Origin of the sequence: Vibrio sp. MMH1-50 (assembly GCF_022347645.1) — a bacterium.
Classification (GTDB): Bacteria; Pseudomonadota; Gammaproteobacteria; order Enterobacterales; family Vibrionaceae; genus Vibrio; species Vibrio harveyi.
Map to the genome: position 1 here is coordinate 209,699 of NZ_JAKRGG010000001.1, position 15,858 is coordinate 225,556.

Here is a 15,858-nt window from a genome sequence, read left to right on the forward strand (position 1 = left end):
TAGGTTCTACTTTTGAATTCTGTTCCGAAAATAGGGTTAGGGGTCGCGATGATTATCGCGACCTTTGTTATTTCTGCCCTAGGTGCTTTGATTGTCCAAGCGCCTTCTCTTGATGTGTCTATAGTGTGGGGAGATCCATACTATCAGCACGTCACCAAGTTCAGCTTCTACCAAGCTTTCCTCTCTACGATTTTGAGTGTCGGTTTGGCGATCCCTGTGGCGCACGCGCTTTCTCGACGTGAGTTCTATGGTAAGTCTCTACTATTAAAGTTGTTTGCGTCTACCTTAGTTCTGCCTGTGTTGGTCGGTGTATTTGGCTTATTGGCGATTTACGGTAATAGCGGCTTATTGGCTCAATGGCTAAAAAGTATCGACGCTGAGCTGCCGTTTTCCATCTATGGTCTGAACGGAATTTTACTTGCGCATGTGTTCTTCAATATGCCCTATGCGGCGCGCCTACTTTTGCAAGCATTAGAGTCGATCCCCGCAGAGCAACATAAACTGTGTGCGCACCTTGGAATGAGCCATTGGGACAAATTCCGCTGGGTAGAATGGTCACGCCTAAGGCAGCAATTACCACACGTAAGCGGCTTAGTGTTCATGCTTTGCTTTACCAGCTTTGCCACCGTGATGGCGCTGGGTGGCGGACCGAAATCGACCACTATTGAGCTTGCCATCTATCAGGCAATTAAGTTCGATTTTGATCTGCAGGCAGGGGCACTTTTGGCACTGTGGCAAATGCTACTATGTGGCTTGTTAGCGATTGGCGTGCAGAAGTTGACGAAGCCAGTATCAGTAAGCGCTGGCAGCACATCAGTACAGCAATATTTAACGAAGGATCATGGGTGGTCAAAAGCTTGGGATAGCTTTTGGATCATAGGTGCCTTTTTACTAGTAATACCGCCACTTTTGATGGTGGTGTTCAGTGGGATCAACCAACAAGTTGGGACGGTATTGACCGATGAGCGTTTTTGGTCCGCGTTGCTTAATTCAATCAAAGTCGCTGTTCTCGCTAGCTCTCTTGCTGTTGCTGCTGGCGTGTCGATTTTACTGACCAGCCGACGTTGGCGATTGCAGTGCAAAAACACTCGCGCCGACCAAATCGAGCTTATCGGAACCATTATCTTAGTAACGCCGGGATTGGTGATCAGTACGGGATTGTTCCTGTTACTACGATCGTTTACCGATGTATTCAGCTTAGCGTTTTTTGTCGTTATTTTGGTTAACGGCTTGATGGCATTGCCTTATGTCATTAAGACCTTGTCTCAACCCATGTTGCACATTGAGCAGCAATATCAGTACGTGTGTGCCAGCTTAGGTATGCGCGGTTGGCAGCGTTTTAAAGTCGTGGAGTGGCAAGCACTGCGCAAGCCATTTGCACATGCTTTTGCTATCAGCTTTATGTTTGCGATTGGTGACTTAAGTGCGATTGCCTTGTTTGGTGGGCAAGAGTTTAGAACTTTACCGCTGTATCTATTCCAACTACTGGGCAGTTATCAAATGGATGCGGCAGCGGTAGTATCCGTTACTTTATTGTTACTCAGCGTAGGTTGTTTTGCTTTGATTGAAAAAGTATTGAAAACGAAGGAGAGAGCGTAATGCTAGTGTTGGATGATGTACAGTACACCTATCAGCGTGAACTGTTTCGTTTTGAGTTAGACATTCAACGTGGGCAAATCGTTTCACTGATGGGACCGAGCGGGGCAGGCAAATCGACTTTATTGGCGTTAGTGGCTGGTTTCATCAATCCAGACCAAGGCGATATTCTGGTTGATGGTGAGTCTATCGTGAGTAAAGAGCCGTATCTGCGTCCGTTTTCAATGTTGTTTCAAGAACACAATCTGTTCGCTCATCTTTCAGTAAGAGACAACATCGGTTTGGGTTTGCATCCGGGGTTAAAGCTCACGACAGACCAAAAGCTTCTTGTGGAGCAAGCAGCAATGCAAGTGGGTGTTGCTGAGTATCTGGACCGTTTACCTGAACATCTTTCTGGCGGTCAACGCCAGCGTGTTGCTCTTGCGCGTTGTTTTGTTCAACCGCACCCAATGTGGTTACTCGACGAACCTTTTTCTGCACTAGACCCAGTGCTGCGTGAAGAGATGCTGACACTGGTTAAACAGTTGGCTGCTGAACGCGGCATTACGGTATTGATGGTCACGCACCATTTGAGTGATGCCAGAGCGATTGCGAGTCATTTTGCTTTTGTTGCTGGTGGTCAGGTAGAAGCGTCGGGTAAAATTCGCGAACTCAATGCTCAACATTGCAGCGAAGCATTGAAGGCTTTTGTCAAAGCAGCGAGATAATTAGCCCAAGACAGAAAAAAGGTTGATGCGAGCATCAACCCTTTCTTTCATTTTGAGTTTGAATGAGCGCGTTAGCCTTGAGGCTTCACCACCATAACGTTGATTGGTGAGTTCTCTACTACTTTACTCGCTACAGAGCCCAGCATCACTTTGTTGATCTTCGAACGTTTGTGGCTTGGCATAATGATAAGGTCTGCACCTAAACGTTCTGCGTAATCTAAGATGGTTGCGTAAGCTTTACCTTCCGCAACATGCACCTTGTAAATCACTTCGTCGTCCATATGCTGATCAGCAAACGCTTTTAGCTGCTGCTTTACGTCTTGCTTCATTTTTGCAGCGGCATCTTTCGGAAAGTAACTCGCGACCATTGACATATGTATGCCTGGCAATACTGTCAGCAGGTGCACTTCAGCATTGGCTTGCTTCGCCTGCCATACCGCCAATTCAACGGCGCGGTCAGAAAAGCCTTGGTCATTTAGATCAACCGGAACAAGAATTTGTTTGTACATTCAATGTCTCTCATTAAGACCCCGTATCCTCGAGGCCAAATCGGTTATGCGCTCAACTGTTCCTTACGAGCACGACGTTTTTGGTTCAGGGCAAGTACCAGCAAAATCATCAAACAAGGGATAAATACCCACTCTTTCATCGGTCGATCGGCGTCTTGAACTACCCATTTGATCTCCCAATCGAAGTCGATACCAGAAGATTCTGCCGGGCTGCCAAATTCAACCATGTCTACGATCATTTTGCCGTCGTTCTCGGTCAGCATTAGACCCATTGAAGAAATACGTTCTTCAGCGGTTGCCGCTTTATCTTCGAACGGAAGACGTACCGTTTTCTCTATGTAATCGCCTTCTAAATTTTCACCAGCGACACGTAACTCTAGGGATTCTCCTACATTTAGCCCTTCTGTGATTTGAGCTATCTCAACACCTGGGGAAAGAACTTTCGCTGGGTAGAGCATGTCCCACCAGAAACCAGGGCGGAAGAAAGAGAACGTTAATACTAATAGTAGGACCGTTTCCCACCATTTGTTACGTGTGAACCACCAACCTTGCGTCGCCGCAGAGAAAATCAACATGGCAATGATTGAAGAGATTACGGTCAGCGCTAAGTGCCACCAAGTGTCGATCCCCATCAATAGAAGTTGAGTGTTGAAGACGAACATAAATGGCAGGATCGCAGTCCGAATATCGTAGGTAAAGCCTTGAATACCAGTACGAATCGGATCTGACTTGGCAATTGCAGCAGCTGCAAATGCAGCCAAACCTACTGGAGGGGTATCGTCAGCCAATATACCGAAGTAGAACACGAATAAGTGCACCGCAATCAGTGGGATGATCAAGCCATGAGCTGCCCCCAGAGTTACGATAACCGGTGCCATTAGTGTTGATACAACGATGTAGTTTGCAGTTGTTGGCAGACCCATACCCAGAATCAAACTGATAACCGCAGTAAACAGCAGCATGAGTATGACACTACCGCCAGAGATGAACTCGACGAAGTCTGTCATCACCAAGCCAATACCAGTGAGGGTGACCACACCAACTACAGTGCCTGCCGCTGCTGTTGCGACACCGATACCGATCATGTTACGTGCGCCTGAAACCAAGCTCTCTGCGAGGTCAACAAAGCCGTCTTTAGTTTGTTCAACCAAGTCACCTTGTTTTGACAGTAATGCGATCAATGGGCGTTGCGTCAGCAAGATAAAGATCATGAATACCGTTGCCCAGAATGCCGATAGACCCGGAGAAAAGCGTTCAACGGTCAAACACCAAACCAGTACGACGATAGGCAATAAGAAATGCAAGCCAGATTTAATTGTTGGACCCGGATCTGGGACCTCAGTGAGTTCCGCATCAATTTCGATTGCACCATCTTTGGCGTGGTTGGCTGAAATCTTCACCAGACCGACGTAAGCAATTAATAACGCGATGGTTACGATGGTTGTAGCAGCATCGCCAAATACGTCTTTAGTCCAACCCACACCGTAGTAAACCAAGGCACTGATAACGCACAAACCGAGAATAGTGCCAGTAAATGACAATAGGCTTTGTAGCATTGTTGGGTTGTGGCGACGAGGAAGCCCTGTCATGCCAGCTTTACATGCTTCTAGGTGAACAATGTAAATCAAGGCGATGTAAGAAATCAGTGCTGGAAGTAGAGCAGCTTTGATGACTTCAACGTAAGAGATACCGACGTACTCTACCATCAAGAATGCCGCTGCACCCATGATAGGTGGTGTGAGCTGACCGTTAGTAGAGGCTGCAACTTCAACAGCACCCGCTTTTGTTCCAGGGAAGCCAACTCGCTTCATCAATGGAATCGTAAACGTACCTGTTGTTACTACGTTAGCGATGGATGAACCTGAAACTAGACCGGATAGACCTGATGCAACCACTGCGGCTTTCGCTGGACCACCTTTCATGTGACCAAGCAGTGAGAAAGCAACTTTGATGAAGTAAGCACCAGCACCTGCGCGCTCTAGCATGGCACCAAACAGTACGAACAAGAATACGAAAGACGTTGATACGCCAAGCGCTACGCCGAATACACCCTCTGTTGTTAACCACAGATGCGACATCGCTTTGTTTAAGCTTGCGCCTTTATGAGCAATAACATCTGGCATGTATGGACCAGCGAAGGTGTAAGTCAGGAATACGGCTGCAACGACCATCAAAGGGGGACCAAGTGCACGACGTGTTGCTTCAAGCAACAATGCCATACCAGTGACTGATACCACGATATCGACAGTGGTTGGTGCGCCTGAACGGCCGGCAAGCTCAGTGTAGAAAATATAAATGTAAGCTGCCGCAAAACTGCCCGCTAGTGCCAATATCCAGTCAATCAAAGGGATATGATCACGCGGAGAGTTTTTCATTGCTGGATAAGCAGTGAAAGCGAGAAAAGTAGCAAAAGTTAAATGAATTGCTCGCGCTTCAGTGTCATTGAGTACGCCAAAATTAAAAATAAATGGTAGCGGAGAGGCATACCATAATTGAAATAGCGACCAGCACAGTGGTACGAACCATAGGATTCGACCTTGCAAGCCCATTGGGCTACGCGCACCTGTGTCTGCCTGAGCCACCATCTCTTGCACATCTTGTGACGGAGTGTTGTTCGTCGCCATGTACTTTTTCCTTATTATTGATGGTCCTGTCTGTTTTGTGTTTCGAGAACCTCGCTTCGCTATAACAGTGTAGTGAATAGAGCGAAGTTTGCTTTCGATTGAACCGCGATAACCCTTAAACCCATTGAACGATGAGAGTGGTAAAGGTGCGTTTTCTTTTTCTTAGGTATGAGCGCGACTTCCGAAAGAAATCGGCAGATTGCATAAAGCAAATTGAACAAAGTATGCTGATGGGGCTGTCCCGCCAGCATACTCAATCAGGCAGAAAGCGATCCGTTTCTGCCTGAGCTTGAAGTCAGTAGTTGCTTACTTAAGCAGACCTACTTCTTTGTAGTATTTCACTGCACCTGGGTGAAGAGGGATAGAAAGACCAGCTTTCACCATGTCTTCTTTCTTCAGGTTTGCAAATGCAGGATGTAGACGTTTGAATGTGTCGAAGTTTTCAAACACCGCTTTTGCCACGTTGTAAGCGACATCATCAGAAACGTCTGATGTTGTTACCATTGTTGCCGCAACACCAAAGCTGTTTACGTCTTTGTCTGTACCACGGTACATACCAGCAGGTACTGTGCTAAACGCGTAGTAAGGGTTTTCAGCAACGATCTTGTCGATCTCTGGGCCTGTCGCAGGGATCAGTTTCGCGTCACAAGAGGTTGTTGCTTCTTTGATTGAACCATTCGGGTGACCAACCATGTAGATGAACGCGTCGATCTTGTTGTCACATAGAGCTTGTGAACGCTCTGAGCCTTTAAGCTCTGATGCTAGCTTGAAGCTGTCGTTAGTCCAGCCCATTGCATCCATCACTACACCCATTGTTGCGCGGTCGCCAGAACCTGGGTTACCGATGTTTACACGTTTACCTTTCAGGTCTTTAACGTTTTCGATACCAGAATCTGCACGTGCAATGATGTTAAAAGGTTCTGTGTGAAGAGAGAACATTGCGCGTAGTTTTTTGTACGGACCTTGTTCAGCAAACTTGCTCGTACCGTTGTAGCCGTGGTACTGCCAATCCGATTGCACGATACCAAAGTCTAGCTCGCCAGCACGGATTGTGTTGACGTTGTAAATTGAGCCGCCAGTCGATTCTACTGAACAACGAATGTTGTGATCTTTACGACCTTTGTTTACCAATTTACAAATAGCACCACCAGTAGGGTAGTAAACACCTGTAACAGAGCCAGTACCGATAGTAATAAACTCTTGAGCGTTAACTGCGCCTGCGCCCATAACTGCTGCAGCGATAGCGCCTACTTTAAGAAGTTTGTTAAATGCCATGAATTTCCCTTCCTTATATTCATTATTAACCCGGAAATAACCATAAATTACTTCAGGAGTTTCCTATTTGGAAACGGCATCTTTTCCAATCCAATCGTTTGAAAAAGCGAGCGAATCATAACAAAAAATTGGCAGAAAATTATCCGATTGTTAAAAGTTATAGCGAATAAGTCTAAATGTTGCGACTGAGAGTGGAGATAAATTTGTAAGTTAATTCTTTCTAGAACAAATACTTATGATGAGTTTGAGAAGAGGTGTTAAAAAAACCAATAGCGTGATGTTGATCACAAAATTGCTGGGTGAAAAATAAGCTGTAAAATCAAAAAATTTACATTTTTAATGGGCTACAAAATTCAATTAATTTCATAGCCCACAAACAGTTACTTAGCCTGTGTATTCGAAAAGTTCACACACAGATTTGAACAGTTGTTCTGTAGATACTGGCATTGTTGGGGTAATGAAGATAGTGTCATCGCCCGCAACGACACCAAGAATACCCTCAGATTTGCCAAGAGAGTCAAGCAAGCGTGCGATCAGTTGAGCAGCACCTGGACCTGTATGAATGACAACCAAAGCGGCGTTATGATCAATATCTAATACCAACTCGCGTAGAGAGCTGCTCACTGTTGGTACACCTAGCTCAGCAGGCAGACAGTAAACCATCTCCATTTTTGCGTTGCGTGTACGGACAGCACCAAACTTGGTTAGCATGCGAGAGACTTTAGATTGGTTGATGCTTTCAAAACCTTGTTGTTTTAGTGCATCAACGATTTCGCCCTGTGAGCCAAAACTCTCTTCTTTTAATAAGGCTTTAAAAGCGCGAACTAAGTTATCTTGTTTTTCTGAATTGCGCATAGTCGTTATGATTCTCTTATCAAGGGTCAGCAATTTTGCATATTCTCGCATAGATATTCATGCAGTGCCAAAAAGTCACGACATTATGTTAATTCCATCACTGTAAACCCTAAACAGGATAGGATTCTTTAAGTATGAAATTGTTGACCTATTTATTGTGTTGAATTTCTTGTCATTTCAACAGAATAAAAGAATAATCAGACCTTTGTTTGTAGCACGGTAACAGTGAGTTGCGCGAGGTCGCAAAGCTGGCGTTAATTGATTGTAATCAAGTTGTGATTCCGATAGCTTTATTTCAGCTGGTTACAAAATACCCTACGAATACGTTTATAAGAGAAATACTCTCAAGGAGAACTACATGAAAGTAGCCGTTATTGGTGCCGCTGGCGGCATCGGTCAAGCACTGGCCCTTCTACTTAAGAACCGTCTTCCTGCAGGTTCTGATTTAGCCCTATATGATATTGCTCCAGTAACTCCTGGTGTGGCTGCTGATCTTAGCCACATTCCAACCCCAGTTTCTATCAAAGGTTACGCTGGTGAAGATCCAACGCCTGCACTTGAAGGTGCGGACGTGGTGCTAATCTCAGCTGGTGTGGCTCGTAAGCCTGGTATGGATCGCGCGGATCTGTTTAACGTAAATGCTGGCATCGTTAAATCGCTAGCAGAGAAGATTGCCGTTGTATGTCCAACAGCATGTGTAGGTATCATCACTAACCCAGTGAACACAACGGTGCCAATTGCTGCTGAAGTGTTGAAAAAAGCAGGCGTTTACGACAAGCGCAAGCTGTTTGGTGTAACGACGCTAGATGTTATCCGTTCAGAAACATTCGTTGCTGAGCTAAAAGACAAAGATCCAGGTGATATCCGCGTGCCTGTTATCGGTGGCCACTCTGGCGTAACGATTCTTCCTCTACTTTCTCAAGTTGAAGGTGTTGAGTTCACGGCTGAAGAAGTAGAAGCTCTGACGAAGCGTATCCAAAACGCAGGTACAGAAGTTGTAGAAGCAAAAGCGGGTGGCGGTAGTGCAACTCTATCTATGGGTCAGGCGGCATGTCGCTTTGGTCTAGCGCTAGTTCGTGCTCTTCAAGGTGAAGAAGGCGTGATCGAGTGTGCATATGTTGAAGGCGATAGCGAGCATGCTCCTTACTTCGCGCAACCTGTGAAGCTAGGTAAAGATGGCGTAGAAGAAGTTCTAAGCTACGGCGCATTAAGCGACTACGAGAAGTCGGCACTTGATGGCATGCTAGAAACGCTAAATGGTGATATCAACATTGGTGTTGAATTCGCAAAATAAGCGTCTCTACATGCAAAGCATGTAAACAAGACAAATAGCAAAGAAAGCCGATCTTAGGATCGGCTTTTTTGATCCTTTCTTTTGGCTTGCCGTACCAGAGTCAGAACCAAACAACTTTGTGAAGGAGAAGATGATGGAAGCGAGTCGAATCCGTAAAGGTATGGTTGTAGAGTGTCAGCAAGGTGTTGGAACCATCTTGGTCGTTGATCAAGAAGCTGAAACCGTTCTATTGGCGAAGCAGGGGTCAGAAGAGCAGCTTGCGGTAAGCTTTGATGAAATAGAAGACAACCCACAGTTGCATGGTAACTGCGATCAATATTACTAAGGTCTGTTACCAGTAAAAGATAACAAAAAGGAAGAGCATGGCTCTTCCTTTTTACTTTTGGGTCTTTCTTTTTTGTTAGCTAGTGCGCTTCACAGACATATGAGCGAGTGTAATTAGTGCTTGCTTATAGTCGGATTCAGGCAGCACCGCCAACTCAGCAATGGCTTTATCGGCTTCTTCTAACGCTTTTTGTGTTGTGTACTCAAGAGAACCAGCTTGCTGCATAACCGTTAAGATATCTTCTAGTCGATCCATACCGTTAGCTTTCTCGATAGCTTCACGAATCATCGCTGCGTTATCTGGCGTGGTATTGCGCATCGCATGCAATAGAGGAAGCGTTGGTTTGCCTTCAGCCAAATCGTCACCAACATTCTTACCCATATCCTCACCGTCTGACGTATAGTCCATCACGTCATCGATCAGTTGGAATGCGGTGCCAAGGTATTTGCCGTAGTTTTGCAATGCCACTTCTACTTCTTCTGGTGCGTCATTTAAGATGGCACCAATCTGCGTTGCTGATTCAAACAGACGCGCAGTTTTTGAGTAGATGACCTGCATATAGCTTTCTTCAGTCGTGTCAGGATCATTACAGTTCATTAACTGCTGAACCTCACCTTCTGCGATCACATTAACTGCATCACTCATCAGTTTAAGGATCTTCATTGATCCTAGCTCAGTCATCATTTGAAATGAGCGAGTATAAATAAAGTCCCCAACTAACACGCTCGCGGCATTACCAAACGCAGCATTCGCTGTCGCTTTACCACGGCGCATGTCAGATTCATCAACTACATCATCGTGCAACAGAGTCGCAGTATGGATGAACTCGATAAACGCCGCAGCCATGGTATGACCGTTACCTTGGTAACCAAGAGCACGAGCTGACAATATCGCCAGAAGTGGTCTCAGGCGTTTGCCTCCACCACTCACGATATAGAAACCGAGTTGGTTGATTAAAGAGACATCAGAATTTAGTTGGGCTTGAATTGTTTCATTCACTTTTGCCATGTCATCGGCAGTAAGCGCTTGGATAGTTTTAAAATCCATCGTATATCCGGCTGAAGTTAGACCCTGCAAGGCTTATTCGATTTATATAATTGTCGAATAATACACTAAAAAACGTTGATTAATACATTACTAAAGGGCATGATTGCCGCACTTTTCTTTGGCGATTAGCTTTTCGCCAATTTTTTCAAAATATGGCTTGTCATAGGGGCATCTCTTCTGTAGAATCTGCGCCCTATTGATGATTAGTTTAGCGCACACCCTCATGAAAAGGCTGTGCGGAAAAAGCGGAGTAAAATATGTACGCTGTTTTCCAATCTGGTGGTAAACAACACCGTGTAAGCGAAGGTCAAACTCTTCGTTTAGAGAAATTAGACGTTGAAACTGGTGCAACTGTAGAATTTGATAAAGTTCTTCTTGTTGCTAACGGCGAAGACATCAAAGTTGGTGCTCCTCTTGTAGAGGGCGGCAAAGTTGTTGCTGAAGTTGTACAACACGGTCGTGGCGATAAAGTTAAAATCGTTAAGTTCCGTCGTCGTAAGCACTCTCGTAAGCAACAGGGTCACCGTCAGTGGTTCACTGAAGTGAAGATCACTGGTATCAACGCTTAATCTATTAGGAGAGTTTAACAATGGCACACAAAAAAGCTGGTGGTTCTACTCGTAACGGCCGCGATTCAGAAAGCAAACGTCTAGGTGTTAAGCGTTTCGGTGGTGAATCTGTTCTTGCAGGTAACATTATCGTTCGTCAACGTGGTACTAAGTTCCACGCTGGTAACAACGTAGGTATCGGTAAAGACCACACTCTATTCGCTCTTACTGAAGGTAAGGTGAAGTTCGAGGTTAAAGGTCCTAAGAACCGTAAGTTTGTAAGCATCGAAGCTGAGTAATTTTACCTTTTAGGTTAATTACTAAAGCTTTATAGCTGAATTCAAAAGCCCTGCCGATTCGGCGGGGTTTTTTATTTGTAGCAGTCGGCATATTCAAGTTTCTCGTTTTAGCCCATCGCGGTTGGAATCTGGGAGCTTAGATCTGTCATCTGCTAAAATTGTTTGATGGCAAATCAGATTTAATCCACGCACGAAGTAGTCGGAGTAAAAGATGAAGTTCGTAGATGAAGCGGTAGTAAAAGTTCAGGCTGGTGACGGCGGTAGCGGCGTTGTAAGTTTCTGGCGTGAAAAATTCATCACTAAAGGTGGCCCTGATGGTGGCGACGGTGGTGATGGTGGTGATGTATACATCCAAGCCGATGAAAACCTAAATACCCTGATCGATTACCGTTTCCAACGCTTTTACGAAGCAGAACGCGGTGAAAACGGTCGCGGCGGTAACTGTACTGGTAAACGTGGTAAAGACATCACACTTCGCGTGCCAGTAGGTACTCGCGCAGTTGATATCCACACTAACGAAATCGTTGCCGAAGTAGCAGAACACGGTAAGAAAGTGATGGTCGCTAAAGGCGGCTGGCACGGTCTTGGTAACACGCGTTTCAAATCTTCAGTAAACCGCGCACCTCGTCAGAGAACGCTGGGTACTAAAGGTGAAATCCGTGAGATCCGTTTAGAACTATTGCTATTGGCTGATGTTGGTATGCTTGGTCTGCCTAATGCAGGTAAATCAACCTTTATCCGCGCAGTATCAGCAGCAAAACCAAAAGTAGCTGATTACCCATTTACTACGTTAATCCCAAGCTTGGGTGTAGTGAGTGTCGTACCTGAGAAAAGCTTTGTTGTTGCAGACATTCCAGGTCTAATTGAAGGCGCAGCTGACGGTGCTGGTCTAGGTATTCGCTTCCTTAAGCACCTAGAACGTTGTCGTGTGTTGCTGCACATGATCGATATCATGCCAATCGATCAGTCAGATCCAATCCAAAATGCCCTAACTATCATTGATGAGTTAGAGCAGTACAGTGAAAAACTAGCAGGCAAACCTCGTTGGTTAGTTTTCAACAAAACGGATCTGATGCCTGAAGAAGAAGCGAATGAAAAGATCCAAGAGATCTTGGATGCGCTAGGTTGGGAAGACGAGTACTTTAAGATCTCGGCGATCAACCGTAACGGCACAAAAGAGCTTTGCTACAAGTTAGCTGACTTTATGGAAAACCTACCTCGCGAAGAGGAAGAAGTTGCTGAAGAAGATAAAGTTAACTTCATGTGGGATGACTACCATAAAGACGCGATCGCTGGTAAAGACGTTGTTACTGAAGACGACGACGATTGGGATGACTGGGACGATGAAGAAGACGACGGTCACGTTGTTTACGTCCGCGACTAATCGCTAGCTAATTCACTAAGCCGCAATGTGTATTGCGGCTTTTTTTGTATCTAAATCATGTTTAGTAGATGTGATTTACGGCACAATAATAAATTATACCCAAGTGACTTCAAGGCGAAGGAGTCAGAGCGAGTCGATGACACGCTTACAAAGGGCGAGTTGTCTTGGCTTGTGCACTTTGTTGTCGATTTTTAATTTAGGTTCACTAAATCCTTAAATCGCTGTGCGTCTACAACCCAAGACATTCTTGCTGAACCAAACGTCTTGAGGTTACTTGGGTATAAATGGACTTAGGAAGTATTTATGACACTGGAAGCTATACCGTCTTGTACTACGACGGCATCCAATCAAAGAGCCATCTCTCGGCTTGTTGCCCAAGCAGGGCAAATGTTATTAGCCCATGGGGCAGAAAGTACGCTGGTTAGTGACATTATGCAGCGCATTGGCATTGCATGCGGTGTGAGTGACGTTGCGGTGGCATTATCAGCCAATGCTTTAGTGGTGACGACCGTAAAGGACGATCACTGCATCACCACCACAAGAAGCTGTGCGGATCGTGGCATTAATATGCGTGTGATAACTCAGATCCAACGCATTTGTATCATGATGGAGCGTGGCTTACTTGATGTGAAAATGGCGCAGAAGAAGCTCAATAGTATCAGTCCTGAGCGCTATAACCGTTGGTTAGTTGTATTTATGATAGGGCTTTCCTGTGCGGCATTCAGTCATTTGGCTGGAGGTGATTTAGGGGTGTTTGTCATGACTTTTCTTGCTTCTGCTGGCGGTATGATCGTGCGACAAGAAATTGGTCATCGACACTTTAATCCCCTTCTCAATTTTGCTGTTACGGCCTTTGTTACGACGTTGATTTCAGCTCAAGCGGTTATCTTCGAAATTGGTAACTTGCCGACTGTTGCCATGGCGTCTTCCGTATTAATGCTGGTTCCAGGCTTTCCATTGATTAACTCGGTTGCCGATATGTTGAAAGGTCATATCAACATGGGCATTGCACGTTTCACTATGGCGAGTTTGCTCACTCTAGCTACTTGTCTTGGTATTGTTGCTGCTATGGAAGTAACCGGTATTTGGGGATGGATGAGCTAATGAGTGTATTTGAGCTTATTTTAGGGCTTTTAAACGACATGTTCTTTGCCGCTATTCCTGCGGTTGGTTTTGCTATGGTCTTTAACGTGCCACAAAAGGCACTTAAGTACTGTGCGGCAGGTGGTGCGATCGGTCATGGTAGCCGTTATCTAATGATGCACTTTGGCTTGCCAATTGAGTGGGCGACCTTTTTCGCGGCGACTTTAGTGGGCTTGATAGGTGTTCACTGGTCCCATCGCTTTCTGGCTCATCCAAAAGTATTCACTGTGGCTGCTTTAATCCCTATGGTTCCAGGGGTATTCGCTTATAAAGCCATGATAGCCATGGTTGAGATAAACCACTTAGGTTATTCGCCTGAACTCATTGCGACGTGCATGGAAAACTTTCTTAAGGCGATGTTTATTATTGCAGGCTTAGCGGTTGGCTTGGCGGTTCCGGGGCTGTTATTCTATCGCCGCAGACCCATAGTATAAGGACCCAATATGATCATCAGCATGATTGCCGCGATGGCAGACAATCGAATCATCGGTAAAGACAACCAGATGCCTTGGCATCTTCCTGCAGATTTTGCATGGTTTAAGCGCTGCACTATGGGCAAGCCTGTTGTGATGGGACGTAAGACCTATGAATCGATCGGGCGTCCTCTACCTGGTCGTTTGAACATTGTCATCAGTCGTGATGAGTCACTTTGTATTGAAGGTGTAACAACTGTCACATCGATTGAGCAAGCGTTAGACGTTGCGGGTGAGGTGGAAGAGGTGATGATCATTGGTGGTGGTGCGATTTACGCAGCTTGTCTGCCAATGGCAACCAAGTTGTATGTGACTCATATCGAAGCTGAAATTGAGGGCGATACTCAGTTCCCTGATTGGGGTATTGAGTTTAAAGAAACGTACTCTGAGGCATACCAAGCAGATGAGAAAAATGCTTACAACATGCGTTTTACTGTCCTTGAAAAGTAATCGGATAGAATGAGAAAAGCACCGCAAACGCGGTGCTTTTTGTTTTCTAGTCCGGCAATCAGAGCCGTTAACTGAGAGCTTCTTGAATGAAGACTTGTTTGTCTTCCCAACGAATCATAGTTAGTGAGCCACCCCAAACGCAGCCCGTATCAAGTCCAATAATGCTTTCATCGATATGACCTTGCAGTGCCGCCCAATGCCCAAAAAGTACCGCTTTTTCTAGAGGGATTCTTTGCGGTAACTTAAACCACGGCACCAGTTCATCCTCTGATACTTCTTGCGGTGGCAATTTACAATCCATATCCAGTCGCCCGTCAGGAAAGCAGAAACGCATACGGGTAAAGGCATTGATGGTATAGCGATAGCGATCAAGTCCCGATAGGGATTCATCCCAAAGATCAGGTTGGTTGCTGTACATGTTTTCTAGCAGCCAAGGTAATTGTTCACTTCGAATGATCGCTTCCACTTCACGGGCACAGGCTCTGGCGGTTTCAAGATCCCATAGCGGAGAGATACCGGCATGGCACATTACAAACTCATCGTGTTCTGCAAGTAGTGGTTGTTGAGCGAGCCAAGTCAGTAATTCGTCTTTGTCTGGGGCAGAGAATATGGGTGCGGTTTTGTCTTTATCTTTGACCTTTTTGAGTCCTTGCGAGACCGCCATAAGGTGCAGGTCATGATTACCGAGCACGACTTTAGCACTGTCACCAAGAGAACGAACAAAGCGCAGTGTTTCTAATGATTTAGGACCTCGAGCGACAAGGTCGCCAGCTAACCAAAGTTGGTCATGTTCTACAGAAAAATTAACTTGCTCTAATAGCTGTTGAAGCTCGTCAAAACAGCCTTGGATGTCTCCAACAATGTAGTTAGCCACAGAGTCTCCTGATTAATTTAAGACGTTAGGAACAGCCAAGCGGAATGGATCAATCTCAGTGATGAATTCCTGTCCTTTTTCATCCAGTAACATGTAGTGTCCCTGCATGACACCAACTGGTGTTTCTAACGCAGTGCCACTGCTGTAAGTATACTCGTCATTACCTGCGATAAAGGGTTGTTGACCAACGACACCTTCTCCCTCTACCGTCATTTGTTTACCGTTGGAGTCGGTAATCAACCAGCGACGACTGACTAATTGTACCGTTTGTTGGCTGAGGTTTTTTATTGTGATGACGTAAGCGAACACATAGCGTTGTAGCTCTGGATTGGACTGTTCTTCGATGTATTTGGTATGAACTTGAATCTTAATGCAAGGTTGAATGACGTCCATGTGCACTCCTCAGAAACGTAATATCCCAATAATAATAAGCCAAACCGGCAAGGGTTTGGCTT

At 45.4% G+C, this 15,858-nt stretch carries 17 protein-coding genes; 10 read left to right on the forward strand and 7 right to left on the reverse strand.

Annotation, left to right across the window (positions count from 1 at the left end):
• Nucleotides 1–12 precede the first annotated feature (12 nt).
• Nucleotides 13–1,599 carry a thiamine/thiamine pyrophosphate ABC transporter permease ThiP gene (gene thiP / locus MHO32_RS01035; protein ID WP_080971526.1) on the forward strand — a complete coding sequence of 529 codons (1,587 nt, stop codon included), beginning with the start codon at nt 13–15 and terminating at the stop codon, nt 1,597–1,599.
• On the forward strand, nt 1,599–2,303 hold the full coding sequence (gene thiQ / locus MHO32_RS01040) for a thiamine ABC transporter ATP-binding protein (RefSeq protein ID WP_009698856.1): 705 nt from the start codon (nt 1,599–1,601) through the stop codon (nt 2,301–2,303). The genes thiP and thiQ overlap by 1 nt, the downstream gene beginning before the upstream one ends.
• Nucleotides 2,304–2,374: 71 nt before the next feature.
• Here the strand turns inward: thiQ and MHO32_RS01045 are convergent, their stop codons facing one another.
• The 4 genes from MHO32_RS01045 to argR all read right to left on the reverse strand — a co-directional run bounded on the left by MHO32_RS01045 (nt 2,375) and on the right by argR (nt 7,566).
• On the reverse strand, nt 2,375–2,812 hold the full coding sequence (locus MHO32_RS01045; RefSeq protein ID WP_005450497.1) for a universal stress protein: 438 nt from the start codon (nt 2,810–2,812) through the stop codon (nt 2,375–2,377).
• Between the two features lie 44 nt (nt 2,813–2,856).
• Complete coding sequence (locus tag MHO32_RS01050; RefSeq protein WP_005450496.1) at nt 2,857–5,436, reverse strand: TRAP transporter permease; 2,580 nt, start codon at nt 5,434–5,436, stop codon at nt 2,857–2,859.
• Nucleotides 5,437–5,742: 306 nt separating this feature from the next.
• Nucleotides 5,743–6,711, reverse strand: coding sequence for a TAXI family TRAP transporter solute-binding subunit (locus MHO32_RS01055; protein ID WP_009698854.1), 969 nt, complete (start codon nt 6,709–6,711; stop codon nt 5,743–5,745).
• Nucleotides 6,712–7,095: 384 nt separating this feature from the next.
• Nucleotides 7,096–7,566 (reverse strand): transcriptional regulator ArgR, encoded by a 471-nt coding sequence (gene argR, locus MHO32_RS01060; RefSeq protein ID WP_005430583.1) that lies wholly within the window; start codon nt 7,564–7,566, stop codon nt 7,096–7,098.
• 358 nt (nt 7,567–7,924) lie between these two features.
• Here argR and mdh point away from each other — a divergent pair, with 358 nt between their 5' ends.
• Nucleotides 7,925–8,860, forward strand: a complete 936-nt coding sequence (mdh, locus tag MHO32_RS01065) for a malate dehydrogenase (protein ID WP_005450494.1) — start codon at nt 7,925–7,927, stop codon at nt 8,858–8,860.
• Nucleotides 8,861–8,993: 133 nt separating this feature from the next.
• Nucleotides 8,994–9,185: a hypothetical protein gene (locus MHO32_RS01070; protein ID WP_005430528.1), complete on the forward strand. Its 192-nt coding sequence runs from the start codon at nt 8,994–8,996 to the stop codon at nt 9,183–9,185.
• A 75-nt stretch (nt 9,186–9,260) separates the two neighbouring features.
• Here the strand turns inward: MHO32_RS01070 and ispB are convergent, their stop codons facing one another.
• A complete protein-coding gene (gene ispB / locus MHO32_RS01075; protein ID WP_005450493.1) occupies nt 9,261–10,232 on the reverse strand; it encodes an octaprenyl diphosphate synthase in 972 nt (323 codons plus the stop codon).
• A 257-nt stretch (nt 10,233–10,489) separates the two neighbouring features.
• Between ispB and rplU the strand changes: the two genes are divergently transcribed.
• The 6 genes from rplU (at nt 10,490) to folA (ending at nt 14,529) form a co-directional block, all read left to right on the forward strand.
• Entirely contained in the window at nt 10,490–10,801 is a 312-nt protein-coding gene (gene rplU, locus MHO32_RS01080) for a 50S ribosomal protein L21 (RefSeq protein WP_000271393.1), read from the forward strand.
• Nucleotides 10,802–10,821: 20 nt separating this feature from the next.
• The gene (gene rpmA, locus MHO32_RS01085) at nt 10,822–11,079 is read left to right on the forward strand and encodes a 50S ribosomal protein L27 (protein WP_005383095.1); all 258 of its coding nucleotides are present in this window, start codon (nt 10,822–10,824) and stop codon (nt 11,077–11,079) included.
• A gap of 211 nt (nt 11,080–11,290) precedes the next feature.
• Nucleotides 11,291–12,463 carry an Obg family GTPase CgtA gene (gene cgtA, locus MHO32_RS01090; protein WP_005450476.1) on the forward strand — a complete coding sequence of 391 codons (1,173 nt, stop codon included), beginning with the start codon at nt 11,291–11,293 and terminating at the stop codon, nt 12,461–12,463.
• A gap of 303 nt (nt 12,464–12,766) precedes the next feature.
• Nucleotides 12,767–13,567, forward strand: a complete 801-nt coding sequence (locus tag MHO32_RS01095; protein WP_017817252.1) for a threonine/serine exporter family protein — start codon at nt 12,767–12,769, stop codon at nt 13,565–13,567.
• Nucleotides 13,567–14,040: a threonine/serine exporter family protein gene (locus MHO32_RS01100; protein WP_009698851.1), complete on the forward strand. Its 474-nt coding sequence runs from the start codon at nt 13,567–13,569 to the stop codon at nt 14,038–14,040. The genes MHO32_RS01095 and MHO32_RS01100 overlap by 1 nt, the downstream gene beginning before the upstream one ends.
• A 9-nt stretch (nt 14,041–14,049) precedes the next feature.
• Nucleotides 14,050–14,529 carry a type 3 dihydrofolate reductase gene (gene folA / locus MHO32_RS01105; RefSeq protein ID WP_005450473.1) on the forward strand — a complete coding sequence of 160 codons (480 nt, stop codon included), beginning with the start codon at nt 14,050–14,052 and terminating at the stop codon, nt 14,527–14,529.
• A 67-nt stretch (nt 14,530–14,596) separates the two neighbouring features.
• Here folA and apaH read toward each other — a convergent pair whose 3' ends face one another.
• Nucleotides 14,597–15,403 (reverse strand): bis(5'-nucleosyl)-tetraphosphatase (symmetrical) ApaH, encoded by an 807-nt coding sequence (gene apaH / locus MHO32_RS01110; RefSeq protein ID WP_005450472.1) that lies wholly within the window; start codon nt 15,401–15,403, stop codon nt 14,597–14,599.
• 12 nt (nt 15,404–15,415) lie between these two features.
• Entirely contained in the window at nt 15,416–15,796 is a 381-nt protein-coding gene (apaG, locus tag MHO32_RS01115) for a Co2+/Mg2+ efflux protein ApaG (RefSeq protein WP_005450471.1), read from the reverse strand.
• Nucleotides 15,797–15,858 lie beyond the last annotated feature (62 nt).